This window comes from Streptomyces sp. GQ60 (assembly GCF_059758875.1).
Genome location: NZ_JCAXEG010000015.1, coordinates 19,679 through 45,577 on the forward strand (window position 1 = coordinate 19,679; position 25,899 = coordinate 45,577).

The 25,899-nt window shown below is 73.0% G+C and carries 23 protein-coding genes; 15 read left to right on the plus strand and 8 right to left on the minus strand.

Going from position 1 to position 25,899, the window contains the following annotated elements:
• The first annotated feature begins 14 nt into the window (after window positions 1–14).
• The 6 genes from AC6CKD_RS29155 (at window position 15) to AC6CKD_RS29180 (ending at window position 6,258) form a co-directional block, all read left to right on the plus strand.
• Window positions 15–464 (plus strand): DUF2834 domain-containing protein, encoded by a 450-nt coding sequence (locus tag AC6CKD_RS29155; RefSeq protein WP_498331336.1) that lies wholly within the window; start codon window positions 15–17, stop codon window positions 462–464.
• 8 nt (window positions 465–472) lie between these two features.
• The gene (locus AC6CKD_RS29160; RefSeq protein WP_498331338.1) at window positions 473–1,243 is read left to right on the plus strand and encodes a 2,3-dihydro-2,3-dihydroxybenzoate dehydrogenase; all 771 of its coding nucleotides are present in this window, start codon (window positions 473–475) and stop codon (window positions 1,241–1,243) included.
• Between the two features lie 131 nt (window positions 1,244–1,374).
• Window positions 1,375–2,037 (plus strand): isochorismatase family protein, encoded by a 663-nt coding sequence (locus AC6CKD_RS29165; protein ID WP_498331340.1) that lies wholly within the window; start codon window positions 1,375–1,377, stop codon window positions 2,035–2,037.
• The gene (locus AC6CKD_RS29170) at window positions 2,034–3,968 is read left to right on the plus strand and encodes an anthranilate synthase family protein (protein WP_498331342.1); all 1,935 of its coding nucleotides are present in this window, start codon (window positions 2,034–2,036) and stop codon (window positions 3,966–3,968) included. Before AC6CKD_RS29165 ends, AC6CKD_RS29170 begins: the two co-directional genes overlap by 4 nt.
• Window positions 3,965–5,173 carry a 3-hydroxybenzoate 6-monooxygenase gene (locus AC6CKD_RS29175; protein WP_498331343.1) on the plus strand — a complete coding sequence of 403 codons (1,209 nt, stop codon included), beginning with the start codon at window positions 3,965–3,967 and terminating at the stop codon, window positions 5,171–5,173. The genes AC6CKD_RS29170 and AC6CKD_RS29175 overlap by 4 nt, the downstream gene beginning before the upstream one ends.
• On the plus strand, window positions 5,155–6,258 hold the full coding sequence (locus tag AC6CKD_RS29180) for a polyprenyl synthetase family protein (protein ID WP_498331345.1): 1,104 nt from the start codon (window positions 5,155–5,157) through the stop codon (window positions 6,256–6,258). The genes AC6CKD_RS29175 and AC6CKD_RS29180 overlap by 19 nt, the downstream gene beginning before the upstream one ends.
• A 51-nt stretch (window positions 6,259–6,309) precedes the next feature.
• Here AC6CKD_RS29180 and AC6CKD_RS29185 read toward each other — a convergent pair whose 3' ends face one another.
• Window positions 6,310–7,866 (minus strand): YfcC family protein, encoded by a 1,557-nt coding sequence (locus tag AC6CKD_RS29185; RefSeq protein ID WP_498331347.1) that lies wholly within the window; start codon window positions 7,864–7,866, stop codon window positions 6,310–6,312.
• Window positions 7,863–9,236, minus strand: coding sequence for a M20/M25/M40 family metallo-hydrolase (locus AC6CKD_RS29190; RefSeq protein ID WP_498331569.1), 1,374 nt, complete (start codon window positions 9,234–9,236; stop codon window positions 7,863–7,865). The genes AC6CKD_RS29185 and AC6CKD_RS29190 overlap by 4 nt, the downstream gene beginning before the upstream one ends.
• 447 nt (window positions 9,237–9,683) lie before the next feature.
• On the opposite strand from AC6CKD_RS29190, the gene AC6CKD_RS29195 reads away from it, so the two are divergent.
• Together AC6CKD_RS29195 and AC6CKD_RS29200 are read left to right on the plus strand one after the other, a co-directional pair.
• Complete coding sequence (locus tag AC6CKD_RS29195; RefSeq protein WP_498331348.1) at window positions 9,684–10,262, plus strand: hypothetical protein; 579 nt, start codon at window positions 9,684–9,686, stop codon at window positions 10,260–10,262.
• A gap of 37 nt (window positions 10,263–10,299) precedes the next feature.
• Complete coding sequence (locus AC6CKD_RS29200) at window positions 10,300–11,076, plus strand: bestrophin-like domain (protein ID WP_498331350.1); 777 nt, start codon at window positions 10,300–10,302, stop codon at window positions 11,074–11,076.
• 23 nt (window positions 11,077–11,099) lie between these two features.
• Here the strand turns inward: AC6CKD_RS29200 and AC6CKD_RS29205 are convergent, their stop codons facing one another.
• The 3 genes from AC6CKD_RS29205 to AC6CKD_RS29215 form a co-directional block, all read right to left on the minus strand.
• Window positions 11,100–12,284 (minus strand): MAB_1171c family putative transporter, encoded by a 1,185-nt coding sequence (locus tag AC6CKD_RS29205; RefSeq protein WP_498331352.1) that lies wholly within the window; start codon window positions 12,282–12,284, stop codon window positions 11,100–11,102.
• Complete coding sequence (locus AC6CKD_RS29210) at window positions 12,281–12,838, minus strand: toxin-antitoxin system, toxin component (protein WP_478689175.1); 558 nt, start codon at window positions 12,836–12,838, stop codon at window positions 12,281–12,283. Before AC6CKD_RS29210 ends, AC6CKD_RS29205 begins: the two co-directional genes overlap by 4 nt.
• A 64-nt stretch (window positions 12,839–12,902) precedes the next feature.
• Complete coding sequence (locus tag AC6CKD_RS29215) at window positions 12,903–13,571, minus strand: helix-turn-helix domain-containing protein (RefSeq protein ID WP_478689176.1); 669 nt, start codon at window positions 13,569–13,571, stop codon at window positions 12,903–12,905.
• Between the two features lie 225 nt (window positions 13,572–13,796).
• Between AC6CKD_RS29215 and AC6CKD_RS29220 the strand changes: the two genes are divergently transcribed.
• The 4 genes from AC6CKD_RS29220 to AC6CKD_RS29235 all read left to right on the plus strand — a co-directional run bounded on the left by AC6CKD_RS29220 (window position 13,797) and on the right by AC6CKD_RS29235 (window position 19,312).
• Window positions 13,797–14,786, plus strand: coding sequence for a helix-turn-helix domain-containing protein (locus tag AC6CKD_RS29220; protein WP_498331354.1), 990 nt, complete (start codon window positions 13,797–13,799; stop codon window positions 14,784–14,786).
• Window positions 14,787–14,841: 55 nt separating this feature from the next.
• A complete protein-coding gene (locus AC6CKD_RS29225) occupies window positions 14,842–16,191 on the plus strand; it encodes a 6-phospho-beta-glucosidase (RefSeq protein ID WP_498331356.1) in 1,350 nt (449 codons plus the stop codon).
• Window positions 16,192–16,417: 226 nt separating this feature from the next.
• A complete protein-coding gene (locus AC6CKD_RS29230; protein ID WP_498331358.1) occupies window positions 16,418–18,496 on the plus strand; it encodes an MDR family MFS transporter in 2,079 nt (692 codons plus the stop codon).
• Window positions 18,497–18,652: 156 nt separating this feature from the next.
• A complete protein-coding gene (locus tag AC6CKD_RS29235; protein WP_498331360.1) occupies window positions 18,653–19,312 on the plus strand; it encodes a GOLPH3/VPS74 family protein in 660 nt (219 codons plus the stop codon).
• Window positions 19,313–19,333: 21 nt separating this feature from the next.
• On the opposite strand, the gene AC6CKD_RS29240 is transcribed toward AC6CKD_RS29235, so the two are convergent.
• Both AC6CKD_RS29240 and AC6CKD_RS29245 read right to left on the minus strand, forming a co-directional pair.
• Window positions 19,334–19,849, minus strand: coding sequence for a nucleotide triphosphate diphosphatase NUDT15 (locus AC6CKD_RS29240; protein WP_498331361.1), 516 nt, complete (start codon window positions 19,847–19,849; stop codon window positions 19,334–19,336).
• A 366-nt stretch (window positions 19,850–20,215) separates the two neighbouring features.
• Window positions 20,216–21,307 (minus strand): ATP-dependent DNA ligase, encoded by a 1,092-nt coding sequence (locus tag AC6CKD_RS29245; protein ID WP_498331363.1) that lies wholly within the window; start codon window positions 21,305–21,307, stop codon window positions 20,216–20,218.
• A gap of 75 nt (window positions 21,308–21,382) precedes the next feature.
• Between AC6CKD_RS29245 and ligD the strand changes: the two genes are divergently transcribed.
• The 3 genes from ligD to AC6CKD_RS29260 all read left to right on the plus strand — a co-directional run bounded on the left by ligD (window position 21,383) and on the right by AC6CKD_RS29260 (window position 25,151).
• Complete coding sequence (gene ligD, locus AC6CKD_RS29250; protein ID WP_498331365.1) at window positions 21,383–22,402, plus strand: non-homologous end-joining DNA ligase; 1,020 nt, start codon at window positions 21,383–21,385, stop codon at window positions 22,400–22,402.
• A gap of 188 nt (window positions 22,403–22,590) precedes the next feature.
• The gene (locus tag AC6CKD_RS29255) at window positions 22,591–23,481 is read left to right on the plus strand and encodes an alpha/beta hydrolase (protein ID WP_498331367.1); all 891 of its coding nucleotides are present in this window, start codon (window positions 22,591–22,593) and stop codon (window positions 23,479–23,481) included.
• A gap of 323 nt (window positions 23,482–23,804) precedes the next feature.
• Window positions 23,805–25,151 (plus strand): DHA2 family efflux MFS transporter permease subunit, encoded by a 1,347-nt coding sequence (locus AC6CKD_RS29260; protein ID WP_498331369.1) that lies wholly within the window; start codon window positions 23,805–23,807, stop codon window positions 25,149–25,151.
• Here AC6CKD_RS29260 and AC6CKD_RS29265 read toward each other — a convergent pair.
• On the minus strand, window positions 25,114–25,848 hold the full coding sequence (locus tag AC6CKD_RS29265; RefSeq protein ID WP_498331371.1) for a TetR/AcrR family transcriptional regulator: 735 nt from the start codon (window positions 25,846–25,848) through the stop codon (window positions 25,114–25,116). The two genes, AC6CKD_RS29260 and AC6CKD_RS29265, sit on opposite strands and share 38 nt — an antisense overlap.
• Window positions 25,849–25,899: the final 51 nt, after the last annotated feature.

Below are 25,899 nucleotides of genomic sequence, written 5' to 3' on the forward strand. Positions count from 1 at the left end.
GGGAGGCAGTTGTGATGCGTTTGAGCGAGGTGCGCGGAAGGGACCGCGCGCTGTGCTTCCTGTACGGGGCGTCAGCCCTGATCGGTTTGGGCGTCATGGGGACGATGGCCGTCGCGTTCGTCGTCCAGAACGCCGACGCAGGTGCGGCCGGGGTCGTGGAGAACTTCCTCCGTGATGCGACGACCAATCTGGCGTCCCAGTTCGTCTACATGGACCTGGTGCTGGTCTGGGCGGCCGTCGGCGCGTACATGATCGTGGAGGGCCGGCGGTACGGCATCCGGCACGTGTGGGCGTACATCGTCGGCGCCCCGGCCATCGCCCTGATCGTGACCTACGGACTCTTCATGCTCGTCCGCCAGTTGAAGATCGCGGCCCTGCGCGAAGCCGGGTCGCCGTCCGCCGGGGCCGAAGAAGCGGCAGCCGCCCCGGCGCCGCGGTCCGTGCCGACGCCGGTCTCGCGATGAGTGACGGGATGGCCCACAAGGTCGCCCTGGTGACCGGCGCGGCCGGCGGCATCGGTTCGGCCGTGGTCCGCCTGCTCGCCGAACAGGGCACGGTGGTCGCCGCCGTGGACCTGGACAACGGGCAGCTCTGGGAAACGGTCGAGAAGCTCACCGCCGAGGACCTGCCCGTACGGGGCCACCCGGCGGACGTGACGTCGAGTACGGACGTCGATGCCGTGGTGGAGGCGGTCGAGGAACAACTGGGGCCCATCGACTACCTGGTGAACGCCGCCGGCGTACTCCGCCTGGGCGAGGTCACGGACCTGAGCGACCAGGAGTGGTACTTCACCTTCGCGGTCAACGCGAACGGGGTCTTCTTCGTGTCCCGCGCCGTGGCCAGACGCATGGTGGCGCGCCGCAGGGGCTCCATCGTCACCGTCGCGTCGAACGCCGCGGGCACCGCCCGCTCGCACATGGCCGCCTACGCCGCGTCCAAGGCGGCGGCGATCGCCTTCACCAAGTGCATGGGCCTGGAGGTCGCCCGGTACGGCGTCCGCTGCAACGTGGTCACCCCCGGCTCCACGGACACCCACATGCTGCACGGCATGCACGCCGACGGGAGCGCGGTCGCCGCCTCCGTGGCGGGGGACCCGGACGCCTACCGGACCGGCATACCGCTGGGAAAGGTGGCGAGCCCGGAGGACGTCGCCCACGCCATCCGCTTCCTGCTGTCCGACGAGGCCGGGCACATCACCCTGCAGGGCCTGACCGTCGACGGCGGGGCGACCCTCGGGGTGTAGCCCCTGCCGCACCGCCGCACCGCCGCACCGCCGCACCGCCGCACCGCCGCACCGCGTGCCGACGTCGCCCGCGCGGGTCCGCGCGGGTCCGCTCCTTCCACCGATCGCATCCCGAAAGGACCGACCACCGCATGGCAGGCCTACCTTCCATCGATCCCTACCCGATGCCCCTGCCCGGTGAGTTTCCTCCCGCGGCGGTCGGCTGGCGGGTGGACCCGCGGCGCGCCGTGCTGCTCGTCCACGACATGCAGGAGTACTTCCTCCGGCCGTTCGCGCGGGGAACCTCCCCCGGGGACCCGCTCGTGAGCAACGCGACCCTGCTGCGCCGGCGCTGCGCAGAACTGGGCGTCCCCGTCGCCTACACGGCCCAGCCCGGCGGGATGACACCCGCGGAGCGGGGCCTGCTCGCGGACTTCTGGGGACCCGGGATGCGTACCTCGCCGGAGCACCGCCAAGTCGTCGCGGGACTCGAACCGGCCCCGGAAGACTGGGTGTTCACCAAATGGCGCTACAGCGCCTTCTTCAACTCGGGCCTGCTGGAACGGCTGCGGGCCGAAGGCCGCGATCAGCTCGTCATCTGCGGGGTCTACGCCCACGTGGGGGTCCTGATGACGGCCGTGGACGCCTTCACGCACGACATCCAGCCGTTCCTGGTGGGCGACGCCGTCGCGGACTTCTCCGCCTCCTACCACCGGCTGGCCCTGGAGTACGCGGCCGAGCGGTGCGCCGCCGTCGTCACCACCGCCTCCGTCTACGAGGCGCTGGCCGCCCTGCCGACAGGGGGGCGGCGTTGACCGGGACCGGTGGGACCGCGGCCGGCGGGACCGCGGCCGGGCCGCGCGCCGCCTCGGCCCCGGACCTCCTCGCCCGGGTCCTGGACGGCTCCGCGGGGGCCTTCGCCCTCTTGTACCGCCCGGAGACCAAGGCGCCGGGCACCCTCGAAGTGCTGCTCGCCGATACGGCCGCCTGCGCCACACTGGCCGACCTCCCGCTCACGGACCCCGCCGACCCCACGGACCCGGCCGGCACGGGCGAGGTGCTCGCCCTGGTGCCGTACCGGCAGATCACCGAGCGCGGGTTCGCCGCCCTCGACGACGGCGAGCCGCTGCTCGCGCTGACCGTCACGGACCGGCAGGACCTCCCGCTCGCCGCGGCCCTGCGGCGGCTGCCCAACGATCCCGTCAAGGTCGAATCCGAGGAGTTCGACCTCTCGGACGAGGCGTACGCGGACATCGTGCGGCGGGTGGTCGCCGAGGAGATCGGCACCGGCGAGGGCGCGAACTTCGTGATCAAGCGGACCTTCACGGCCTGGCTGCCGGACTGCTCGGTCGCCGGCGCCCTGTCCTTCTTCCGCCGCCTCCTCGAACGGGAGGCGGGGGCCTACTGGACCTTCCTCGTGCACACCGGCGACCGGATGCTCGTCGGCGCCACCCCCGAACGCCACATCAGCGTGCGGGGCGGCACCGCGGTGATGAACCCCATCAGCGGCACCTACTGCTACCCCCCGGGCGGCCCCACGCTCGACGGCGTCCTGTCCTTCCTGACGGACCGGAAGGAAGCCGACGAGCTGTACATGGTCGTGGACGAGGAGCTGAAGATGATGTCCCGCCTCTGCCGGTCCGGCGGGCGGCTCATCGGCCCCTACCTGAAGGAGATGACCCGGCTCGCGCACACCGAGTACCTCATCGAGGGCAGCACCGACCTGGACGTCCGCGACATCCTCCGGGAGACCCTGTTCGCCCCGACGGTGACCGGCGCACCGCTGGAGAGCGCCGCCCGGGTGATCAGCCGCCACGAGACCACCGGACGCGGCTACTACAGCGGCGTGGCCGCGCTCATCGGACGGGACGCCTCGGGCGCGCGGAGCCTCGACTCCGCCATCCTGATCCGGACGGCCGACATCGCCGTGGACGGCCGGCTGCGCATCGGCGTCGGGGCCACGCTGGTGCGCCACTCCGACCCCGAGGCCGAGGCGCGCGAGACCCGGGCCAAGGCGGCCGGGCTGCTCGCGGCCCTGGCCGGTCCCGCCCCCAGCCGCTTCGCCGCGCATCCCGAGGTCCGCGCCGCGCTCGCCCTCCGCAACGAGACCGTCGCCGGGTTCTGGCTGGACGACCCGGGCGCCAGGAACGGGGCCGCCGCCGAACTGGCGGGGCGCCGGGTGCTCGTCGTCGACGCCGAGGACACCTTCACGGCGATGCTCGCCCAGCTGATCCGCTCCCTCGGCGCCGAGGTCGCGGTACGGCGGTTCGACGAGCCGTACGACACCGGAGCGCACGACCTGGTGGTCCTGGGCCCCGGCCCGGGCGACCCCGGCAACCTCGCGCATCCGAAGATCGCGCACCTCAGGGCCGAGGTGTCCCGGCTCCTCGCGCGGGAGCACCCCTTCCTGGGGGTGTGCCTGAGCCACCAGGTGCTGAGCGGGTTCCTCGGGCTCGGCCTGGTGCGCCGCGAGGCGCCCAACCAGGGGGTGCAGCGCGAGATCGACCTGCTGGGCGGACGCGAACGGGTGGGCTTCTACAACACGTTCGCCGCCCGCGCCGAGGCCGACGTCCTCGACCATCCCGACTACGGCCGGGTGACGGTGAGCCGGGACCGGGACACCGGAGAGGTGCACGCCCTGGAGGGCCGCCGCTTCGCCTCCGTGCAGTTCCACGCGGAGTCCATCCTGACGCGGGAAGGCCGGCGGATCCTCGGGTCGCTCCTCACGGGGGTGCTACGGCCGTGAACGCGTACGGGGCCACGACGCACGCACTCGTCGCCGGCGGGGGCATAGGCGGTCTCGCCGCCGCCCTCTCCCTCGCACGGCGGGGACACCGGGTGACGGTCCTGGAGCGCGCGGACGCCTTCACCGAGATCGGCGCGGGCATCCAGCTCGCCCCGAACGCCTTCCACGCCCTGGACCGGCTGGGCGTGGGCCGACGGGTGCGCGAGCGGGCGGTGTTCATCGCCGAGCTGCGCTTCATGGACGGCGTCACCGGCGAGACCGTCGCCACCCTGCCCCTCACCGACCGCTACCGCCGCCGGTTCGCGGGCCCGTACGCGGTGGTGCACCGCGTCGACCTCTACCAGCCGCTGCTCTCGGCGTGCCGCGCGGCCGACGGCGTCGAGCTGGTGGCCGGCGCCGCCGTGCGCTCGTACGCGCAGCACCCGTCGGGAGTCACCGTGTCCACGGCCGACGGCCGGACGTTCACCGGCGACCTCCTCGTCGGAGCCGACGGCATCCGGTCGGCCGTACGCGCGCAGCTCGTCGGCGACGGTGCACCCCGGGTCTGCGGGCACACCATCTACCGCTCGGTGATACCGATCGGGAAGGTTCCCGAGGAGCTGCGGTGGAACGCGGTGACGCTGTGGGCCGGCCCCCGGTGGCACTTCGTCCACTACGTCATCGGGGGCGGCGAGTACCTCAACCTCGCCGCGGTCCTGGACGACGGCGCCCGCGAGCCCGTGTCGGGCCGGCCCGCGCACCGCGACCTCGTACGGGACCGTTTCCGGGACCTGCGCGGCCCGGCCCGCCGGCTCCTCGCACTGGGCGAGGAATGGCGCGAGTGGGTGCTGTGCGACCGCGATCCCGTGGACGTCTGGACCGACGGGCGGGTGACCCTGCTGGGCGACGCGGCCCACCCGATGCTCCAGTACGCGGCCCAGGGCGCGTGTCAGAGCCTGGAGGACGCCGTGGTGCTGGGGGAGGTCCTCGACGACGCCACCGCCGCCGAGGTGCCCGCGCGCCTGGAGAAGTACACCGCCGAACGGCGCGGGCGCACCGCACGCGTCCAGCTCCTGGCCAGGGAGATGGGAGACCGGCTCTACCACCCGGCCGACGAGGCCGCCCGCGCGCGCAACGCGATGCTGCGGTCCCTGGGCGAGGACGACCTGTACGAGCGAATGGCCTGGCTGCACGGCGCCCGGCCCTCATGGGAGGAGACAGCGTGAACCGCCTGGATGTGAAGCCGAGGAGCCGCGGAGCCGGCGCCGTCGACGTACCTGGCCTGCTGGAGCGGGGGCGCACCCTGTCCGCGCCCGTGCTGCGCCGGGCCGTCGAACGGCTGGCAGCGCCCATGGACACCATCGCCGCCTACCACTTCGGCTGGATCGACGCCGCCGGCAATCCGTCGGACGGCGACGGCGGCAAGGCCCTGCGGTCCGCCCTGGCGCTGATGTCCGCCGAAGCCGCGGGCGCCCCGCCCGAGGCGGGAGTGGCCGGAGCCGTCGCCGTCGAGCTCGTGCACAACTTCTCGCTGCTGCACGACGACTTCATGGACGGCGACGAGCAGCGCCGCCACCGCGACACGGTCTGGAAGGTGCACGGCCCGGCCCAGGCGATCCTGGTCGGCGACGCGCTGCTGGCGCTCGGTGCCGAGGTCCTGCTGGAACTCGGCACCGTCGATGCGTGCCGCGCCACCCGCCGGCTGAACACCGCGACCCGCAGGCTGATCGACGGCCAGGCCCAGGACATGTCCTTCGAGCAGCGCGACCGGGCTACGGTCGCCGAATGCCTGGAGATGGAGGGCAACAAGACGGGCGCGCTGCTCGCCTGCGCCGCCTCCATAGGCGCCGTCCTCAACGGAGCCGACGACGAGACCGCCGACGCCCTGGAGCGCTACGGGTACCACCTCGGCCTCGCCTTCCAGGCCGTCGACGACCTGCTCGGCATCTGGGGCACGCCGGAGCAGACCGGCAAGCAGGCGTGGAGCGACCTCAAGCAGCGCAAGAAGTCGCTGCCGGTGTGCGCGGCCCTCCAGGCCGGCGGGCCGGCCGCGGAACGCCTCGCCGCGCTGCTCGCCGCCGACGCGGGGGCCGGGGCGGCCGGCACCGCGCCGGACGCGGTCTTCGACGAAGCGGAGTTCGCCCTGCGGGCCGACTTGATCGAGGAGGCCGGGGGCCGCGCCTGGACCGCCGCCGAGGCGAGGCGGCAGTACGACACGGCCCTCGGCGCGCTCGACGCGGTGTACCTGCCCGACGAGGTCCGCGAACAGCTCACCGCCCTGGCCGACTTCGTCGTCGTCCGGCGGCGCTGACCGAGGCGGCAGGACGGGGGCGGCAGTCCGGGAGCGGTGGGCCGGGCACCGTCACATCGCGGCGCCCAGGGCCAGGAACCCGCAGATCAGCACGAAGAGGATGCCGAGCAACGGCCAGACGAAGCGCAGGTACTTGTCGTAGCCGACCTTGGCCAGCGCGACCCCGCCGATGGTGACGGCGGTGGTGGGGACCCAGAGGTTCATCCAGCCGCTCGCCGACTGCCATGCCGTCACCATCAGCGCGCGGGAGACGCCCGCGAAGTCGGCGAGCGGGGCCAGGATCGGCATGGTGAGGGTGGCGTGCCCGGACGTGGAGGGGATCAGGAAGGCGAGCGGGAGGTTCACGAGGAAGACGATGATCGCGAAGATCCCGGACGAAGTCCCCTTCACCACGCCCTCGATGGAGTGCAGCACGGTGTCGGTGATCTTCGAGTTGTTCATGATGACCGTGACGCCGCGCGCCAGCATGATGACCAGGGCGGGCGAGATGAAGTCGGCGGCGCCCTGGATGATCGTGGAGCTGAGCCCGGCCTCCCCCATCCGGGCGACCAGGCCGATCAGCACGGCGGCACAGATGAACAGCGCCGCCAACTGCGCGAAGGACCAGTCCAGTTCCCAGGCGTACGGGATCGCGTCCGCCTTGCCGGTGAGCGCGCTCGACCAGGGCACCACCGAGAAGATCATGAAGGCGAAGACGAGGACCAGCAGGACCAGCACGGTCTTGTGCAGCCGGGTCAGCTCCGGTTCCTCCTCCTCGGCGCCGGTGGCCTTCTGCTCCCGGTCCCCGGGCAGGAACCCGCAGATCGACTTGGCGGGGTCCTTCTGGACCCGCCGGGCGTACCGGATCACGTAGAGGACGGTCACGGTGGTCAGCACGATCCACATGAGGAACCGCAGCCCGATCCCGTCGCCGAGCGAGATGTCGGCCGCCGAGGAGGCCACGCCGGTCGCGAACGGGTTCACCGTGGAGCAGAGCACGCCGACGCCGGCGCCGAGGATGCCGGCGCCGACGGCGACCAGCCTGTCGTAGCCGAGTGCCAGCATCATCGGCACCAGCAGTCCGTAGAACCCGAGGGTCTCCTCGGCGAAGCCCTCCACGGTGCCCAGGATCGAGAAGACCACCATCACGGCGGCGATCAGCAGCGCCCCGCGGTCGCGCAGCCGGTGGGCGAGGCGGGCGATGCCGCGGTCGAGGGCCCCCGTGGCGAACACGACGGTGATGAACGCGCCGATGGCGAGCACGAAGAGGAACACGCCCGCGCTGCCGTACAGATCACCGCTGAAGGTGGGGCCGACCTGGCCGGTCTTGGGGTCCTGGAGGCCGTAGAGGCCGTTGACGGGGGAGAGGAACAGGTCGTTCAGGCGGTCCGTGAAGCTCTGGGTGCCCTCGACCTGGTGGTAGGTGCCGGCGACCGGGGCGCCGCCGTCGTCGCGGTCGTACTCGCCGGCCGGGACGAGGAAGGCCAGCAGCCAGATCGCGATGGTGACGACGGCCAGGATGGTCAGCGCGCTGGGGAACGAGAACTTCCGCGCGGGCGCCGGCCCCTCCGGGGGAGCCGGTGCGGCCGGCGGTGGCGGGGCCGCCGGTGGCGGGGCCGCGGTGGTCACCGGGCGCCTCCGGCCGGGTCCTGGGCGACGCCGGCGGAGCGGGCCGCGCAGAAGTCCGCCGCGTACTCCCGGACGAAGGCCGCCATCGCCACGACCGTGTTGCGCACCTCCGACAGCAGCACCCGCTCGTTCGGCGCGTGCAGGTTGCACATGCCGTCCTGAGCGCCGAACAGCAGCACCTCCGCGTCCGGAGCCGCCCTCGCGAGGCCGTTCACCAGCGGGATGGAGCCGCCCGTGGCCACGTACGAGGCCTGCGTGCCCCAGGCCTCCTTGAGCGCGGTCAGCGCCGCCCGGTACGCCGGCCCGCCCGTCCGCGCCTCGAAGCCGGGGCCGGTGTCGCCCGGGGTGACGGTGAGCGGGATCCCGAAGGGGCGCTGCGCGCGCAGGTGCCTCACGAGCGCCGTCCGGGCCTCCTTCGGGTCCTGGAGGGGGTGGAAGCGCAGGTTCAGCTTGGCCCGCGCGTACGGGACCACGGCGGAGGCGGCGCCCGCCACGTCCGGGGCGTCCAGCCCGATGACGGTGACGGCGGGACCGCTCCACAGCCGCTCGCCGAGCGAGCCGGTGCCGATCAGCGGCAGCCCGGCCCGGACGGAGGCCAGCTCGCGGAACTCCTCCTCCGTGTAGGTCGTTCCCTCCCAGGGATCGCGGCGCAGCCCGGGCACCGCCACGTCTCCGTGCTCGTCGTGCAGGGCGGCCAGCGCCCGCAGCAGGACCAGCAGGGCGTCCGGGGCGGCTCCGCCGAACTCCCCGCTGTGCCGCGCCTCCGCGAGGGTGCGCACCTCCACCACGACCTCGCAGGCCCCGCGCAGACCGGTGGTCAGGGTCGGCGTCCCGGGCCGCAGGTTGCCGAGGTCGGCGATGACCATCGCGTCGCAGGCGAACCGGTGCGGATCGGTGGGCGGGTAGTCGTCGAAGGGGCTGCCGTACTCCTCCTGCCCCTCGATCACCAGCTTGATCCCGACGGGCGGGCGGCCGCCGTAGACCCGGAGCATCCCCAGGTGCGCGATCACGTTCGACTTGTCGTCGGCGATCCCGCGCGCCCGCAGGGCTTCGGGCCGCCCCCCTTTCGAACTGACGGGGGTCGGCTCGAAGGGCGGGGAGAGCCACAGGGTCGGGTTGCCGGCGGGCTGGACGTCGTAGTGCGCGTAGAGCAGGACCGTCGGTGCGTCCGGGTGCGGGGGCGGGATCTCGCCATAGATGACCGGGGCGGTGTCGGGGAGGTCGATGCGCTCGATGGTGGGGACGCCCGCCGCGCGCAGCAGCGAGACGATCAGGTCGTGCGCCTCCAGGACCGGCTCTGCGGGGTAGCCGGGGAAGGCGACCGAGGGGATCGACGCGAGCCGTTCCAGATCGGCCCGGAGGCCGTCCATCAGGGCGTCGACCTGTGTTTCGAGGGTCTGCGATCCGTCCGCGTCCACCTGCCACCGTTCCTGTGCTCCCCGGGGCGACCCCGCTGAGCTGCGGGATCGGGTTCTCCGATCATCGGCGGGGGGAGCGGGCCGCGCCGTGGCGGAGTGGGCCGGGCGGGTGAACGCCGGCCGCGGTGTGCGGTGGTGCGGTGGTGCGGCGTGCGGTGGTGCGGCGTTGTCGGGGCGGGGCGCCGGTACGGGGGCGCGTGGCGGCGCGGAACGGTGGCGCGAGCGGGCGCGCCCGTGGGTACGGGTCCGGGCCGGTGGCCACCCCGACGGGGAGCCGGGGTGGCTTGAAGTCGGCTGTCACGGGCCGATCTCGACCTGTCTGCCGCGTATCGAAGCACCGCCGTGATCGTTTCTTCAGGCATAGCCCTCATCCCTGCTGCGGAATCGGGAGAACGCGCGGTGACCGCTTGGCAGTACTTCGCCGGGGCCGGCCTGGTGGCGGCGCTCTGCCCGCTGCACGGCCACGTGGCGGTCGCCGGAGACGGCCACGGGCGCGGCGCCCGGGTCGACCTGTGCGTTCCGGCCGGGTCGCGGCCGCGGCCGCCCGCGCCGCCACCCTCGGTGTCGGCTCCGGCTCCGGCCGTACGGCCGACCGCCCGGGTGCTGCTGCCGGGCCCGGCCGCACCGACGGTGCGCCATCCGGGGCTCGGGCCGCTCGACCCCGCGCGGCCCGGCGCGGCGGCGGAGCCCGCCCCGGGGCCGACGGCGCGGGCAAGGCCCGCGCCGACGCAGCCGCGGGTGGCCGCGTCGGAGGCGGCCGGGGTCACGGAGGCGGCTCCGGGCGAAGTGGTGGCTCCGCACCGGGGTGCGGTGGGGGCCGGGGAGGCGGGGCGGTTCCACGTGCGCCCGTACCACTCCGCGGCCCTGGCACGGCGCGGCCCGGACGGCATGTCCACCCTGATGCTCATGGTCGTCGTCACGACCCCGGCGGTGCTCGCGGCCGTCGCGCTGCGGCCCCGCTCCAGGAGCCGCGGCTAACGTTCAGTCCGCTCATCTCGACCTACGGAGAACCCTCGTGTCCGAATGGCTGGTCCTGGCCATCGCCATGGCGCTCGTCTGCGCCCTCGTCCTCGCCTTCACCGCGATCCGGCACCGCCGGGTCGCCGACGACGAGGACACCAGCGAAACCCCCGACGTCCTCGAGTACATGGTGATGATGGTCGGCGTGGTCTACGCGATCGTGCTAGGCCTGGCCATCGCGGGCGTCTGGGAGGCGCGCGGCGCTGCCGAGGACAGCGTGCGCCGCGAGGCCCAGTCCCTGTACGAGGTCACCCAGCGGGCCGACGTCTACCCGGCCGCCGTGCGCGACCGGATCCGGGGCGAGGTCAACGCGTACGTGTCCCACACCGTCAGCGTGGACTGGCCGCGGCTGACCTCCGGGGCGCCGGTGTCCCCGGAGGGCGGCGAGCTGCTCGGCAAACTGCGCAGCGGCGTCACCCACCAGAGCCCGGGCAACGAGCTGCAGGCGCAGGCCTACCAGCCGCTGCTGGACCACATCGCGGCCGCCGACGACGCCCGCCACGAGCGCACGCAGACCGACGAGTCCACGCTGCCGGGGGTGGTCTGGCTGGGGCTGGTCGCGGGCGGGCTGGTCACCGTCGGGCTGATCTTCACCCTGCAGATCCGGCGTTCGGCTCGGGAGCTGCTGCTCGCGGGGCTGTTCAGCGCGCTGATCGTGTTCCTGCTGTTCATGGTGTGGAGCTTCGACGCGCCCTTCGGGCGGGACGGGATCGACTCGGCGGCGCCGTTCCAGGACCTGTTCCCGTCCCTGCCCCTGGCCGCCGGGCGCTGATCACCGGCCCCGCCGCCCGGGGCTCAGCTCCCCGACAGGGACGACTGCCGCCGGCATTCGGCCACCACCCGGGAGTTGCGCAGCGCGTGCGAGATGCGCACGAGGTCGCGCGGACCGTCGGCGGGCGGCGGGGCCCCCTCGTCGCTGGCCCCGATGATCCGCCCCTCGGGGTCGGCCGCCCGGGCGCGCACGGCGGCCGCGACCATGGCCGCGTCGGCGACGGCCCGCGCGGTCTCCTCGTCGGCGCCGGCCCCGAGGGCCCGCGCGAGGGCGTCGTCCCGGTGGCGCCGGTCGAAGTACGGGCCGAGGTGCAGGAAGCCGTCGTGGATGTCCGACTCGCGCTGGATCACCCGGATGTCGGCGGCGGACCACCAGGACATCTGGACACCGACCGGGGTGTGGGGCGCGGAGATCCGGACCTCGTGCCAGAGCGGGCCGAGCCTGCGGTACGTGGACCAGTGCTGCCAGCTGTCCGAGAGGCGCTGGCAGAGCAGCGGCAGGACGAAGCCGATCGCGCTGACGAGGGCGCCGGCGGCGGCGAGCGGCGGGGCGACGTAGGTGCTCAGGTCGTCGAGCCGGGGGCCGAGGCCGACCCAGCGCCCGATGACGGCGCTCATCTTGGCGGCGTCGTAACTGAGGTTCAGGATGTAGCCGACGACGATGATCATCAGGCCGGTCCGGAGCCAGCCGCGCACCTGGAGGGACCAGCGCCAGCACATGGCGACCATGACGAAGGCGGCCACGTTGTGCGCGAGCAGGTAGAGGCCGATCATCTGCCCCATGTACGGGGTGTTGGCGTAGAACGTGTCGAAGTCGCGCAGTCGCTCGACCGGTGCGTCACCGAGGAGGAAGAGCGTCATCAGGGTCGCGGTGACCGTGCCGTAGCCCAGGATCCACCGGCGTGAGACCCGTCTGGTCTGCTCGGGCGGGCCGCCGCGCCAGTTGACGATCAGGACCAGGCAGGAAGCGCTGAAGGCACTCATGAGGCAGTAGACGAGCGGGGCCGAGAAGTTGGTGATGCCCGTCCAGCGGTTGACCGCCACGATGGTGGGCGGGGCCGCGAAGGTGAAGACCGCACCGGCCAGGGTGAGCAGGGCGCAGACCGATCGCAGCAGCGGGTCGCGCCAGTTGTGCCGTAGGGCCGGCAGCTTGAAGGCGAGTGCGATCGCCAGGGCCGCGGCCGGTATGTAGTAGTCCTCGCCGTTCAACGGTCGTTCCTGTGCCCCCGGTATCCGAGCGATGCCTCGATGCGGCCCGCCAGTTGGTCTCGCTGCGCCGGTGCGCGGCGGCTCGCCGATCCGGCGAGCCAGGTCCTGCACCTACTGCCCAGCAGTAAGCCGAAGGTCTCCGCTTCGGTCTCCTCTTGGACGTCGGCGCGGGTGCGCGCGGCGACCCGGCGTACGGTCTCGCCGATGTCGGCCTCGTCCGTCAGCAGCCGCGCGGCGACGGCGGCGCCGTCGACGTGGTGGCTGCAGTGGCCGGCCTTCATGTGCCACAGCTCGTGCCCGAGGATCACCAGTTGGTGGTCGGGTGCGGTGCGTTCCTCGATGACCACCAGATCGCGGTCCGCCATGTCGAGCCACAGGCCGCTGGCCGTCCCCGGCGGGAACGAGGCCATCCGGAACTCCACCCGGCGGCCGCGGTGCTTGCTCATGCCCTCGCAGAGGGCGGCGTAGAGGTCCACGGGCTCCACGGGCGCGGTCAGGTTGATGCCTGCCACCAGCTCCCCGCACAACCGCCGCTGCTCTCTGCCTATGCTCACCGTTCTCCCCGTCGGCGCGGATCCGGATCAGGACTCAAGGATCAGACCCAGACTTTCGACTGGGTCAGGATTCGTTCGGTTTGACGCTTTCGAGAAGCATGTCCAGCCATTCGGTCACCTTGTCCCGGTGCTTGTCGCTGGGCAGTTGGGCGGCGCGCCAGGCGATGCCCCGTACGCCGTGGTTCTGGAGAAGTCTTGCCAGGGGGTCGCCCGCCGAAGCGGCCTGGGCGGGTGCGGTTTCCCGTGCGCGGCCCGCGAAGTCCTGCAGCAGCTGTTGCTCGGTGCGCTGGAGGGCGTCCGTGAGCGCGTCCGCGTCGTGGGCGGTGAGGAATCCGGCGTGTACCCCGAAGAAGCGCTGGATCGCGTCACAGTGTTCCATGGTCGGCCGTCTGTCGCCGTTGATCAGGGCGCCGGCCTGCTGGCGCGACATGGCGGCGCCGTCGGCGATCTCCTGCTGCGTGTAGCGGCGGCCGTTGGGCTTCACGCGGGTGCGCCGCAGCAGGTCGAGGCGCTGGAGGAACCGGGTCTGGAGATCGGGCTCACCGGCGGGCCGGCCGTCCAGCAGGCTCCGCACCACGTCGGCGGGTACGCCCGAGGCCTCGGAGAGGCGGCGCAGGTCGAAGACCTGGTTCAGGTCGCGGCCCAGCTTGCCCGCGAGTTCTGCGACCCGCGTGACGGTGGCTGCCAGGAGCGTGTTGGCCACCGCGACGGGAGCCGGGAAGCCGTCTGTCACCAGTGGTTCTCCTAGATCGCGCGAGGTCGGGGTACGGGCACGTGGTCGGCTCCAGGAATCTATCCGGTCTCTGTCCGTACGGCTAGAACGTGCCACATCTGTGGCGGGATCGAGCTGCCCAGAGGCTGGAATTGCCACAATAGTTGACACTCGAATGAAGTCGGTAGCAGGATCGCCACACGGAAATGAAGATCCAGACCGTAATGAAGATGGGGGGAGCCCTCGGTGCCACATCTCGCAGCGGTGGGCCCGTCCGAAGGGCTCGCCCACATCGGTGGGGAGCGCCTCGCGGGCGAGGAGTCCGCACGCGGCGCCGTGCGGTCGGAGCGACGCAAGGAGATTTTGCGCCAGCGCCGGGAGGAACTCGGGCTGAGCCAGGAGGACCTGGCGGCACGTTTGCGCATCAGCGTGCGCGCGTACGGGAACTGGGAGCGCGGCCTGGTCAAGGAGTGGACGGACCGCAAGCTGCTGGCCCTGGCCGAGGCCCTGGAAATGAGCGAGCGGCAGTGCTTCTGGCTCTTCCGGATCATGGTCGACCGCGACCCGCCGCCCACCTGGCGCGCGGCCGAGGACAACCGGCTGCCCGACGATCCGGCCCAACGCGACTACCTGTGTGACTACGCGGCCCTCATGGAGGCCGTGCCCTACCCGAGCTTCCTCGTGGACCACCGCTGGGACGTGGCCCTGACCAACTCGGCCTTCGACCGGCTCTTCCAGTCGGTGCGCCCGCATCCGACGGCCCTGCCGGACGACAACTTCCTGCGCTTCGTGCTGTTCCACCCGGACGCCGCGGCCGTGCTGGAGGATCACGAACCCGCCTGGTGCGTACCGCTGCTGGCCCGGTTCGCGACCGCGCTGGCCGCCGCTCCCGAGGACGAGGGGCTGCGCAGCATCCGCCAGGAGGTGGCCCGTGACCCCTTCATGGAGGCCGCCTACCGGTACGGAGTGCCGCACTGGCTGACGACCCACGGAGCCGAGGCCGCGGAACAGGACGGTGCCGTGCGCACCGTGCGCCACCCGGACCCGGGCTGGGGCCTGGTGCGCTGCCGGATGGTGGCGGAATCCGGCCCGATGCTCGACGGCATGGGGCTGACCCGGATGACGCTGGTCCTCTCGACGCCGCAGGGTCTGCCGACGGGTCCGCTGCAGGGCGGTCCGGGAGCGCAGCAGGACCAGCCGCCGCGGCTGCGGGCCGTGCCGTCGCCGGTGGACTGATCCGGCGGGGGAGACTGGTGCCACGAAACGTGGCACTGCGAAAGGCGGTAAGGGCGTGCGGCTGACGATCCTCGGCGGAGGCGGATTCCGGGTCCCGCTCGTCTACGGAGCCCTGCTCGGCGATCACGCCGAGGGCAGGGTGTCGCACGTGACCCTGTACGACGAGGACCCCGGACGGCTCGGTGCCATGGCCCGGGTGCTCGCGGACCAGGCCGCCGGGATCGCGGACGCCCCGGCCGTCACGGCCACCACCGATCTCGACGAGGCCCTGCGCGGCGCCGACTTCGTGTTTTCGGCCATTCGCGTCGGCGGGCTCGAAGGGCGGGCCGCCGACGAGCGGATCGCCCTGGCCGAGGGAGTGCTGGGCCAGGAGACGGTGGGCGCGGGCGGGATCGCGTACGGCCTGCGGACGGTGCCGGTGGCCCGCGAGATCGCGCGCAGGGTGGCCCGTACGGCCCCCGCGGCATGGGTGATCAACTTCACCAACCCGGCCGGGGTGGTCACGGAAGCCATGGCCGAGGAGCTCGGCGGCCGGGTCATCGGCATCTGCGATTCGCCGGTCGGCCTCGGGCGGCGGATCGCCCGGCTGCTCGGCGCACGGCCCGAGGACGCCTGGATCGACTACGTCGGCCTCAACCACCTGGGCTGGGTGCGCGGGCTGCGGATCGGCGGCCGCGACGAACTGCCGAGGCTGCTGGCCGACGCGCGGGCGCTGGAATCCTTCGAGGAGGGCCGGCTGTTCGGGGCCGAATGGCTGCGCTCGCTCGGGGCGATCCCGAACGAGTACCTGCACTACTACTACTTCAACCGCGACACGGTACGGGCCTACCAGGAGGCCAAGCAGACGCGCGGAGCCTTCCTGCGCGACCAGCAGCGGGGCTTCTACGCCGAGGCCGGGCGGCCGGATCAGGCGCCCGGGGCCGCGCTGGCCGCCTGGGACCGCACCAGGGCCGAGCGCGAAGCGACGTACATGGCCGAGAACCGCGAGGTCGCGGGGGTCGGCGAGCGCGAGGAGAGCGACCTGGAGTCGGGCGGGTACGAGCAGGTGGCCCTCGCCCTGATGCGCGCCATCGCCCGGGACGAGCGCGCCACCCTGATCCTGAACGTCCGCAACCGCGGGACCCTGTCGGTGCTCGACGCCGAGGCCGTCATCGAGGTGCCCTGCCTGGTCGACGCCAACGGGGCGCACCCGGTCGCCGTCGACCCGCTGCCGCTGCACGCGGTGGGCCTGGTGACCTCGGTCAAGGCCGCCGAGCGGGAGGTCCTCGCCGCGGCGGCGAGCGGATCGCGGGCGGACGCCGTCAAGGCCTTCGCGCTGCATCCGCTGGTGGACTCGGTCGGGGTGGCCCGGCGGCTGGTGGCCGGGTACGCGGCGGAGCATCCTGGGCTGGGCTACCTGCGCTGAGGGCCCGCCGGGGGGCTGCGCGCGCCGAGGGCCGCCGGGGGCTGCGCGCGCCAAGGGCCGTCGGCGGGGCTACCTGCGCTGAGTGCCGCTGGTGGGGCTGCCCGGGCCGAGGCGGCCGGGCCGACCGTACCGACGGCCCCTCCACCTGCGGCGACGGCCCCGCGCCCCGGCCCGTATGGGCTAACGCCGCATGCGGGCGGGCGGGGGCGCTGTGAGAGTGCGAGGTGTGACCACAGCCGAAGGCGCAGCCCCCGCCGTACCCGCCGCGGCACCGCCCGTGCTCGACCGGCGATCGCGCAACATCGTGTTCGGCACGATCATGCTCGGCGTACTGCTCGCGGCCCTGGACCAGACGATCGTGGGCACGGCTCTGCCCACGATCGTGGCGGACCTCGGCGGCGGGGACCACATGTCGTGGGTCGTGACCGCGTACCTGCTCACGGAGACGGTCGCGACCGTGCTGGTCGGCAAGTTCGGCGACCTCTTCGGCCGGAAACTGGTGTTCCAGGTCTCCGCCATCATCTTCATCACCGGTTCGTTCCTGTGCGGCCTCGCGAGCAACATGACCCTGCTCATCGTGTGGCGGGGCCTCCAGGGCATCGGGGCCGGCGGGCTGATGGTCACGGCGATGGCCCTCATCGCCGACGTGGTCCCGCTGCGCGAACGGGGGAAGTACCAGGGCGCGATCGGCGCCGTCTTCGGCGTCGCGACGGTCATCGGGCCGCTGCTCGGCGGACTCTTCACCGACCACCTGACCTGGCGCTGGGCCTTCTACGTCAACGTGCCGATCGCGATCCTGGTCGTCGTGGCGGCCGCGAAGACGATCCCCTCCGTGCGCGCCGCCGGCAAGCCGGTCATCGACTACCTGGGCATCGCGATGGTCGCGACCGGCGCGAGCGCGCTGATCCTGGCCACGAGCCTGGGCGGGAACGAGTACGCCTGGAGCTCGCCGCTCATCGTCGGGCTCTTCGTGGGCGGTGTCGTGGCACTGGCGCTGTTCTGCCTGGTGGAGACGCGCGCCGCGCAGCCGATGCTGCCGATGCGGCTGTTCCGCAACCCCGTCTTCTCGGTCTGCTCCGTCCTCAGCTTCGTCGTCGGCTTCGCGATGCTCGGCGCGATGACCTTCCTGCCCACGTACCTGCAGTACGTGGACGGGGACTCGGCCACGGTCTCGGGCGTACGGACGCTGCCGCTGGTCATCGGCCTGCTGATCGCGTCGGTCTTCAGCGGCAACGTCACGAGCAAGACCGGGCACTACCGGATCTTCCCGATCGTCGGCTGCGCCGTGATGGGCCTCGGGCTGTACCTGCTGTCGCTGATGGGACCGCAGTCCAACGCCTGGCTGGAATCGCTGTACATGTTCGTCCTCGGTGTCGGCATCGGCCTGTGCATGCAGGTGCTGACCATCGCCGTGCAGAACACCGTGGACTACGCCGACCTCGGCACCGCGACCTCGGGCGTCACCTTCTTCCGCACCCTCGGCAGCGCCTTCGGGACCGCCGTCTTCGGCACGATCTACGCCAACACCCTGACGCCCGCGCTGGCGAAGGGGGTGGAGGAGGCGGCGCGCGCCACCGGCCAGGACCCGCGGCAGCTGGGCGCGGCGGCGCAGAGCCCACAGGGCGTGCACGGGCTCGATCCGGCGGCGGCCGGGCCGGTCATCGACGCGTACGCGGACACCCTGCACACGGTGTTCCTGTGGACCGTGCCGGTGGCGGTGGTCGGATTCGTCGTGGCGCTGTTCCTCAAGCAGGTCAAGCTGCGCGACAGCGCGCGGGCCGGTTCCACGGACATGGGCGACGGCTTCGGCTCGCCCGCCACGGCCTCCGGTGACTCGGCGAAACTGCTGGAACTGGCGGTCGGCAAGCTGGTGCGGAGCATGGGGCCGGAGACGGCGCGCGGGATCGTCAACTCCTCCGACACCCGGCTGGACATGGCCGGCGCGTGGGCGGTGATGCAGGTGGACCTGCTGACCCGCACGGTCGGCTACGCGAGCCTGGGACTCATCGCGTCGCGCCGCCACCTGCCCCCGGAGGTACTGCTGCCGGTCTTCGAACGGATGGTGGACGAGGGCTACATGACGCGGCAGAACGGCTTCTACACGCAGACCCCGGCGGGGGAGCGGGAAGCCGGCGTCATCTCGGCCGCGTGGGCCCAGTGGCTGGGCGACCAGCTGGAGAAGGACCGGGGCCGTCCGCGCAGTGCGGAGCTGCGGGCCGCGGCGGACGCGATCGCGAAGCGCCTGCTGGCGGAGGACCTGGGCGACGGGAACTTCGCCCCGCGCGCGATGGCGGGGCGGCCGTAGGGCGCCGCTTCCGGGCGCCGCCGTCGTGGGCGCGGGGGCGGCGCGGCGCGGGCGTCGTGCGGCGCGGCTGTGGGGCGAGCGGGGAACCGGTGGAACCTCCGGGCGTGCGCGCACGTCTGATCAAGAGAAGGCGGACGGTCTACGGGGGAGCTGGGCATGACGATCACGCTGGCGGAGGAGATCACGCTGCTGTCGCTGGACGACGAGTCCGGGTCGGTGAAGCAGCGGCAGTCGGTGGGCTGGGCCGTGGCGGGCGGGATCCTGCTCGAACTGGTGCTCGCGGAGCGGGTGGCGGTGACCGGCAAGTATCTGGAACTGGTCGACACCTCGCCCACCGGAGAGGAACTGCTCGACGGCCGGATCCGGTTGATGCAGACCTGGATGCGCGGCCGGAGCAAGCGACGGGTGACCGACTGGCTGACGAAGGACCAGGCCAAGGCCATCGCCGCGGCGGTGGAGCGGCTGAGCGGGCGCGGCGTGGTCGTGGAGGAGCGGCGGAAGGCGCTCGGTGTGTTCCCGGTGCGGCGGTATCCCGAGGCCGACGGCACGATCGAGCGCGCGCTGCGCGAGCGTCTCGCCGCCGTCGTCCTCAAGGGCGCCGAGCCGGACGAGCGCACCGCGAGCCTCGTCGCCCTGATCCACGCGGCCAAACTGCACGGGCTGGCCTTCCCGGGCCGCCCGCGCAAGGAGATCTCCGCGCGCACGGCGGAGATAGCAGACGGGCAGTGGGCGTCCGACAGCGTCCGCTCCGCGATCCGCGACATGCAGATGGCGGTGGCCGCGATCACCGTGGTGACGGTCGCGGCGGCCGGCTAGGCGGAGGCCGTCTCTTTCGGATCAAGGGGTCGTGGCCGTCGGGTAGTCGTACGAGGGCACGTGAGGAAGGACCGCGGTGAGTTCGGGCCGCCAGGCCCGAAGGACCGCCGCCGACGGAGCGTAGAGGGCCGCGGGGAGCTCGGCCGGGGCGAACCAGGACCAGCGGGCGATCTTGTGGGGCTCGGTGACCGTGGCGGTGCCCTCGGCGGCCGAGGTGACGGCCGCGGCCGTCAGCTGCGTCGCGCCGGAGCGGGCGGCGAGCATCACCGACACGATCCGGATCTCCTCGGGGGCGGCCCGCAGCGCGGTTTCCTCGGCCAGTTCGCGTGCGGCGGCCTGTTCGAAGCCCTCGCCGGGGTCGACCTTGCCGCCGGGCAGCTCCCAGCGCCCGTCGTGCGCCTGGCCGAGCAGCACCCGGCCGTCGGTGCCGACCACGACCACGCCGACGCCGACGACGGCGTGCGGGCGGGGGACGGAGCGCTCGCCCGGTGCGCCGGTGTCGTGGGATCCGGGCCGCCCGGCGGGTTCTGTACTCATGCGCGTCCTTCGGTGGATCGGGGTGCTGGGGCGGCGTGCGCTGCGGCCCGCTGCGACCTTACGTCCCCGGCCGCGCAGGCTTCACGCTCGACCGGGACTTCTTCCGGGATCCGGGTAACGGGAGTGACCCACGGCCGCGGGCGCCTACGAGGGGGCCTCGTCGTGGACGCGGGCGGCCGGCGCGGCGGCTCCGAACGGTGGCCGGCGGCGGTCGGCTGTCGCCCGGGCGTCGTGGAGCGGCACCGCACCGGCCTCGGCTGGTCCTCCGACCCCGGAGATCAGCCGGTGGATCCCGGCACATCGTCGAGCTCGTGACTCGGCGTCATAGCCCCTCGGGCGTGGCTGAGAACGGGAAACCGGCCGTGTCTAGGTGTCCTTGACGCCCAACACCTCGTCCAAGTCGTAGCCCACGACTTCCTCGAGCTGGTCGTAGGTGCAGCTCTCGGGGGCCCGGTCGGGCCGCCAGCGGCGCCACCGGGCCGTGTGCCGGAACCTGCCGCCTTCGCCGCCGTCGATGCTGTTGGTGAGGGAGTCGTAGGCCACCTCGCAGACCCGCTCGGGGCGCAGCGGCACCCAGGACAGGTCCTTCTTCCCGGTCCAGCGGCTCTGCGCCCCGGGCAGCCGGGCGCTCTCGTGGGCGGTCTCCTCGGCCCAGGCGGCCCACGGGTGGCCGCCGGGGTCGGGCATCCGGAGCGGTTCGAGCTCGTCGATCAGCTCGGCTCGGCGCTTCATCGGGAAGGCGGCGCAGACGCCCACGTGCTGGAGGGTGCCGTGGGCGTCGTACAGCCCCAGGAGCAGCGATCCGACAATCGGACCGCTCTTGTGGAAACGGAAACCCGCGAGGACGGCGTCGGCCGTACGCTCGTGCTTGATCTTGAACATGAGGCGGGCATCGGGCCGGTAGGGAAGATCGAGGGGTTTGGCGACGACCCCGTCGAGCCCGGCGCCCTCGAATCGTTCGAACCACTCCCGCGCGAGCGCGGGGTCGGTGGTCGCGGGCGCGAGGTGGACGGGGGGCCGAGCGGTGGAGAGCATGCGGGTCAGAGCGGTGCGGCGGTCGGCGAGCGGTGTGTCGAGGAGGGCCTCGTCGCCCAGCGCGAGGAGATCGAAGGCCACGAACGAGGCGGGGGTCGTCTCGGCGAGCAGTTTCACCCGGGAGGCGGCGGGATGGATCCGCTCGCTGAGCCGGTCGAAATCGAGCCGCCCGCCCTGGACGACGACGATCTCTCCGTCGACGACGCACCGGTCCGGCAGATTGGCCTTCAGCGCCGCGACCAGCTCGGGGAAGTACCTGGTCAGGCTCTTGCCGGTGCGGCTGCCGAGCTCGATCTCGTCCCCGTCCCGGTGGACGATCGCGCGGAAGCCGTCCCACTTGGCCTCGTACTGCATGCCCGGTGGGATCGTGGACACGGATTTGGCGAGCATCGGCTTCACGGGTGGCATGACCGGCAGATCCATGTCTCCGATTCTGGGGTGGTACGCCCGGGCCCGCTCGGTGTGCGGGTCCGCGCGGGTCCGCCTACCGTGGCGCACATGGGTGCAGCGGGCAAAGCGATCGAGCTGGAGGCGGGCGGCCGGACCGTCAGGCTGTCCAGCCCGGACAAGGTGTACTTCCCCGAGCGCGGCCTCACCAAGGGGGACGTGGCCGCCTACTACCTCGCGGTCGCGGACGGGATCACCCGCGCGCTGCGCAACCGGCCCACGACCCTGGAGCGGTTCCCGGACGGAGTGGAGGGCGAGTCCTTCTTCCAGAAGCGGGCCCCGAAAAACCTGCCCGACTGGATCCCGACCGCCCACATCGCCTTCCCCAGCGGACGTACCGCCGACGAGATCTGCCCGACCGAGCCGGCCGCCGTCCTGTGGGCCGCCAACCTGGGCTGCCTCACCTTCCATCCCTGGCCGGTCCGGCGGGAGGACACCGACCGTCCCGACGAACTGCGCATCGACCTGGACCCGCAGCCGGGCACCGACTACCACCACGCGGTCGCGGTCGCCCACGAACTACGCGTTCTCCTGGATGAGTTGGGCCTGCGGGGATGGCCCAAGACCTCGGGCGGCCGCGGCCTGCACGTCTTCGTGCCGATCGCGCCGCGCTGGACCTTCACGGAGGTCCGCAGGTGCGCCATCGCGATCGGCCGGGACCTCGAGCGCCGGATGCCGGGGAAGGTCACCACCGCCTGGTGGAAGGAGGAGCGCGGCGAGCGGATCTTCGTCGACTACAACCAGACGGCGCGCGACCGCACCATCGCCTCGGCCTACTCCATCCGCCCGCGCCCGCACGCCCCGGTCTCCGCACCGCTGCGCTGGGACGAGCTGGACGAGGCGGAGCCGCGCGACTTCGACATCGTGACGATGCCGGCCCGCTTCGCGGAACTGGGCGATCTGCACGCCGACATGGACGACCACGCCTTCGTCCTGGACGCCGCGCTGGAACTGGCCGACCGCCACGAACGCGACCACGGGCTCGGCGATATGCCGTACCCCCCGGACTACCCGAAGATGCCGGGCGAGCCCAAGCGGGTCCAGCCGAGCCGCGCGAAGCCCGAGGACTGACGCGCTGCCCTCTCCGTCGCCGAGGGGTACGAAGAACTCCTGCCGTGCCGCGTCCTTGATGCGGAGCGAGGGAGAGGGTCGCGTCCTCATAAGAACACGAACGATCGTGCTAATATCTCCCCATCATCTTGACCCGCCAGCTCTGTCTGGCCACTCTGAGGAGATCCGGAGAACCGGGCATGCACCCCATGGCTTCACTCCTGAGCACGACCCTCAACATCACCGCCCGGGTAGCCCCGGGCCCGGTCGGGCGGGTGGCGTTCGCGCTGTTCGTGCGGCCGCTCGGCCGCCCGAAGGTGAAGCCGGGCGAAGCGGAGGTCATGGCCCGGGCCGTGACCGGCCGGCTCGTCGTGGACGGGATATCCGTGACCACGTACCGCTGGGGCGACGGCGACCGGCCGGTTCTCATCGTGCACGGCTGGACCTCGCGCGCCTCGCGCTTCGCAGGCTTCGTCGAAGCGCTGCTGGCCGAGGGCCGGACCGTGGTCTCCTTCGACGCGCCCGGGCACGGGGAGTCCGGCGGCCGGGCCACCACCATCCTCCGGCAGCGCGAGATCATCCGCCGACTGCGCGCGCGGTACGGGGAGTTCTCGGGCGTCCTGGCCCACTCCTTCGGGGTGCTGTCCACCTTCTTCGCGCTGCGGGACGGAATCCGGGCCGACCGGATCGCCGGCATCGGCGCCATCGCCGACTTCGACTTCCTCACGGAGAGGTTCCGCGCGATGCTCGGCGTGAACCAGGCCGTCGAAGACGCCATGCGCCGCCACATCCAGCGGCGGCTCTTCCCGGCCGAGCCCGACATCTGGCCCCGCTTCGACGCGTGCCGCCACCCGGAGGAGATCCCCTCGCGGATCCTGCTCGTGCACGACGCGGACGACGACACCGCGGCCCCCGGCCAGTCCCGCGCCCTCGCGGCGGCCTACGGGGATCGGGCCCGCCTGATCGAGACGAGCGGGCTCGGCCACCGCCGGATCCTCGTGGACCCGCAAGTCGTCGCGACCGCCGTCGAGTTCCTGAGCGCGACCCCGTCACAGACCCGTGAGGCCGGCCCGGCCGAGGCCGCGGGAGCCACCCGATGACCGCCACCCACCCCGAACCCACCGCGCCGGAGTCGGCCTTCGGGTCAGAGTCGGCGTCCGGGTCCGAACCGGCCTTCGTGTCGGCGCCGGACTCCGCGTCCGGGTCCGGAGTCGGAGCCGGACCCGAGTCCGGACCCGGACCCGGACCCGTGCCCAGTCCCAGAGTCGGACCCGGAGTCGGACCCGGAGTCGGAGCCGGAGCCGCAGTCGGACGCGGAGCCGGACCCGGAGCTGGACCCGGACCCAGACCTGGACCTGGACCTGGACCTGGACCTGGACCTGGACCCGGAGCCGGGCCCGGGCCCGGGGCCGGGCGGGTGCTCGTGTTGGCCAGTGCCGTCACCTTCCTCGCCTTCCTCGACGCCACGGTCGTCAACGTCGCCTTTCCCGACCTGCGCCGGGCCTTCCCCGAGGTGTCGCTGGCCCGACTGACCTGGGTCGTCAGCGCCTACGCCGTACTGTTCGCCGCCCTGCTCGCCGCGGCCGGCCGGCTCGCGGACACCCTGGGCCGCAGGGCCCTCTTCCTCGGCTCGACCCTTGCCTTCACCCTGACCTCGCTCGCCGCCAGCGCGGCCCCCACCGCCGAACTGCTCATCCTGGCCCGCGCCCTCCAGGGGGCGGCCGCCGCCGGGATGATCCCCGCGGCGCTGGGCCTCGTCCTGGCCCACACCCCGCCCGCACGCCGGGCCGCGGCCCTCGGCGCCTGGTCGGCGGCGGGCGGACTGGCCGCCGCCGTCGGCCCGAGCGTCGGCGGCCTGCTCGTCGAGTGGTGGGACTGGCGCGCGATCTTCCTCGTCAACGTCCCGCCCGGCCTGGCGGTCGCCTGGGCAGCCGCCCGGGTCATCCCGCGGGAGCCCCGCACCGGACGCCGGCTCCCCGACCCCGTCGGTACGACGGCCCTCGCCCTCGGCATCGGGGGAGTCGTGGCCGGGCTCTCCCAGGGCGCGGAGTGGGGCTGGACCGACCCGAAGGTGCTCGTCCTGGTCATCGGCGGAGCCCTGGCGGGCGCCTTCGCGCTGCGCCGCTCGCGCGGCCATCCCGCCCCGGCCGTCGACCGGGACCTGTGGCGCGACCCGCTGTTCGCCCGCGCCAACATCGGCGCCCTGCTCTTCGGCGCCGCCATGTACGCGTGGCTGCTGACCGGCCCGTCCTACCTCATCGAGCGCTGGAACTACTCGGTCCTGCAAGCGGGCTTCGGCGTCACACCGGGCGCCCTCTTCGCCATGGCCGGTGCGCTCGTCGTCGGCCGCCGGGTCCCCGCCCGCCTCCAAGGGACCGCCGTCACCGTCGGATCGCTCCTCTTCGCGGCCAACGCCCTGCTGCTGTGGGGCTGGGCCGGGGAATCCACCTCGTACGCCCAGGTCTTCCTGCCCGCCGGACTCCTCGGCGGGCTCGGCATAGGAGTCGTGGTGACCGCCCTGTCCACGACGGCCTCGGCCGGCCTCCCGCCGCAGCGCTTCGCGGCCGGTACCGGCCTGCTGATGACGGCCCGGCAGCTCGGCGGGGCGCTCGGCGTCGCCGGCACGGCGGCCCTGCTCACCGGGTCCGGCCCGGCGGACCACTGGCGCGGGGTCTTCCTGCTGATCGCGTTCACCGCGCTGGGCGCGGCGGCCGCCGGGGCCTCGATGCGGCTCAGCGGTCCGGCGAAGCCGGCGCGGCCGGGAGGCTGACGGCCGGAGCGTCGTCGGCGGAGAAACCGGCGACGGGGAACGCGAGTACGGGCGGCCGCTCCGGGAGTTCCTCCGGGGCGGCCGTCGCCGCGCGCAGCCGGGCGAGGATGCCCCGCGCGGCCCGGTCGTAGGCGGTGGTGTCCTCGTGCAGCACGGAGTGCGCGTTGGCCAGCTCCATCATCGCCATGATCTCGAAGGCGAGCTGCTTCACGTCCTCGACGTCGGACCCGGCCGACTCGCCGAACCCGCCCGCCAGTCGGGCCTCGTCGAGCAGCCGCTCGATGTACCGCGTCCAGTCGCCGCGGATCTTCGCGATCTCGTCGCGGACGGGCCCGGGGCGCGAATCGAACTCGGCGGAGGCGGAGTAGAAGAAGCAGCCGCCGGGGAAGACCCGGCGGCCGGAGTAGCCGAGCCAGCTCTCGCACAGCCGCCACACCTTGGCGAGGCCGGCGGGCTCGTCCCGTACGGGGCGCACGACCTGCTCGACGAAGACGGTCCGGGCGGCGTGCACGGTGGCGAGCTGCAACTCCTCCTTGGAGCCGAAGAGGGCGAACACGCCGCTCTTGCTCAGCCCCAGGTCCGTGGCGATCTTCCCCAGCGACAGCCCTTCCAGGCCGTCCACCGAGGCGGTGCTCATCGTCCGTTCCAGGACGGCCCGCCGCGTCTGGTTCCCGCGTTCCACACGTCCGTCTGCCATGACGCCATGGTACCCAATTCACCGCACGCACGGTCGTTCACTCTGCTGTTG

Coding starts and splice junctions, on each gene's coding strand:
- AC6CKD_RS29255 (WP_498331367.1), top strand. CDS start 22,591: ATGGCTTCACTCCTGAGCACGACCCTCAACATCACCGCCCGGGTAGCC.
- AC6CKD_RS29165 (WP_498331340.1), top strand. CDS start 1,375: ATGGCAGGCCTACCTTCCATCGATCCCTACCCGATGCCCCTGCCCGGT.
- AC6CKD_RS29160 (WP_498331338.1), top strand. CDS start 473: ATGGCCCACAAGGTCGCCCTGGTGACCGGCGCGGCCGGCGGCATCGGT.
- AC6CKD_RS29155 (WP_498331336.1), top strand. CDS start 15: ATGCGTTTGAGCGAGGTGCGCGGAAGGGACCGCGCGCTGTGCTTCCTG.
- AC6CKD_RS29190 (WP_498331569.1), bottom strand. CDS start 9,236: ATGGACGGCCTCCGGGCCGATCTGGAACGGCTCGCGTCGATCCCCTCG.
- AC6CKD_RS29245 (WP_498331363.1), bottom strand. CDS start 21,307: ATGGATCTGCCGGTCATGCCACCCGTGAAGCCGATGCTCGCCAAATCC.
- ligD (WP_498331365.1), top strand. CDS start 21,383: ATGGGTGCAGCGGGCAAAGCGATCGAGCTGGAGGCGGGCGGCCGGACC.
- AC6CKD_RS29240 (WP_498331361.1), bottom strand. CDS start 19,849: ATGAGTACAGAACCCGCCGGGCGGCCCGGATCCCACGACACCGGCGCA.
- AC6CKD_RS29265 (WP_498331371.1), bottom strand. CDS start 25,848: ATGGCAGACGGACGTGTGGAACGCGGGAACCAGACGCGGCGGGCCGTC.
- AC6CKD_RS29180 (WP_498331345.1), top strand. CDS start 5,155: ATGGGAGGAGACAGCGTGAACCGCCTGGATGTGAAGCCGAGGAGCCGC.
- AC6CKD_RS29235 (WP_498331360.1), top strand. CDS start 18,653: ATGACGATCACGCTGGCGGAGGAGATCACGCTGCTGTCGCTGGACGAC.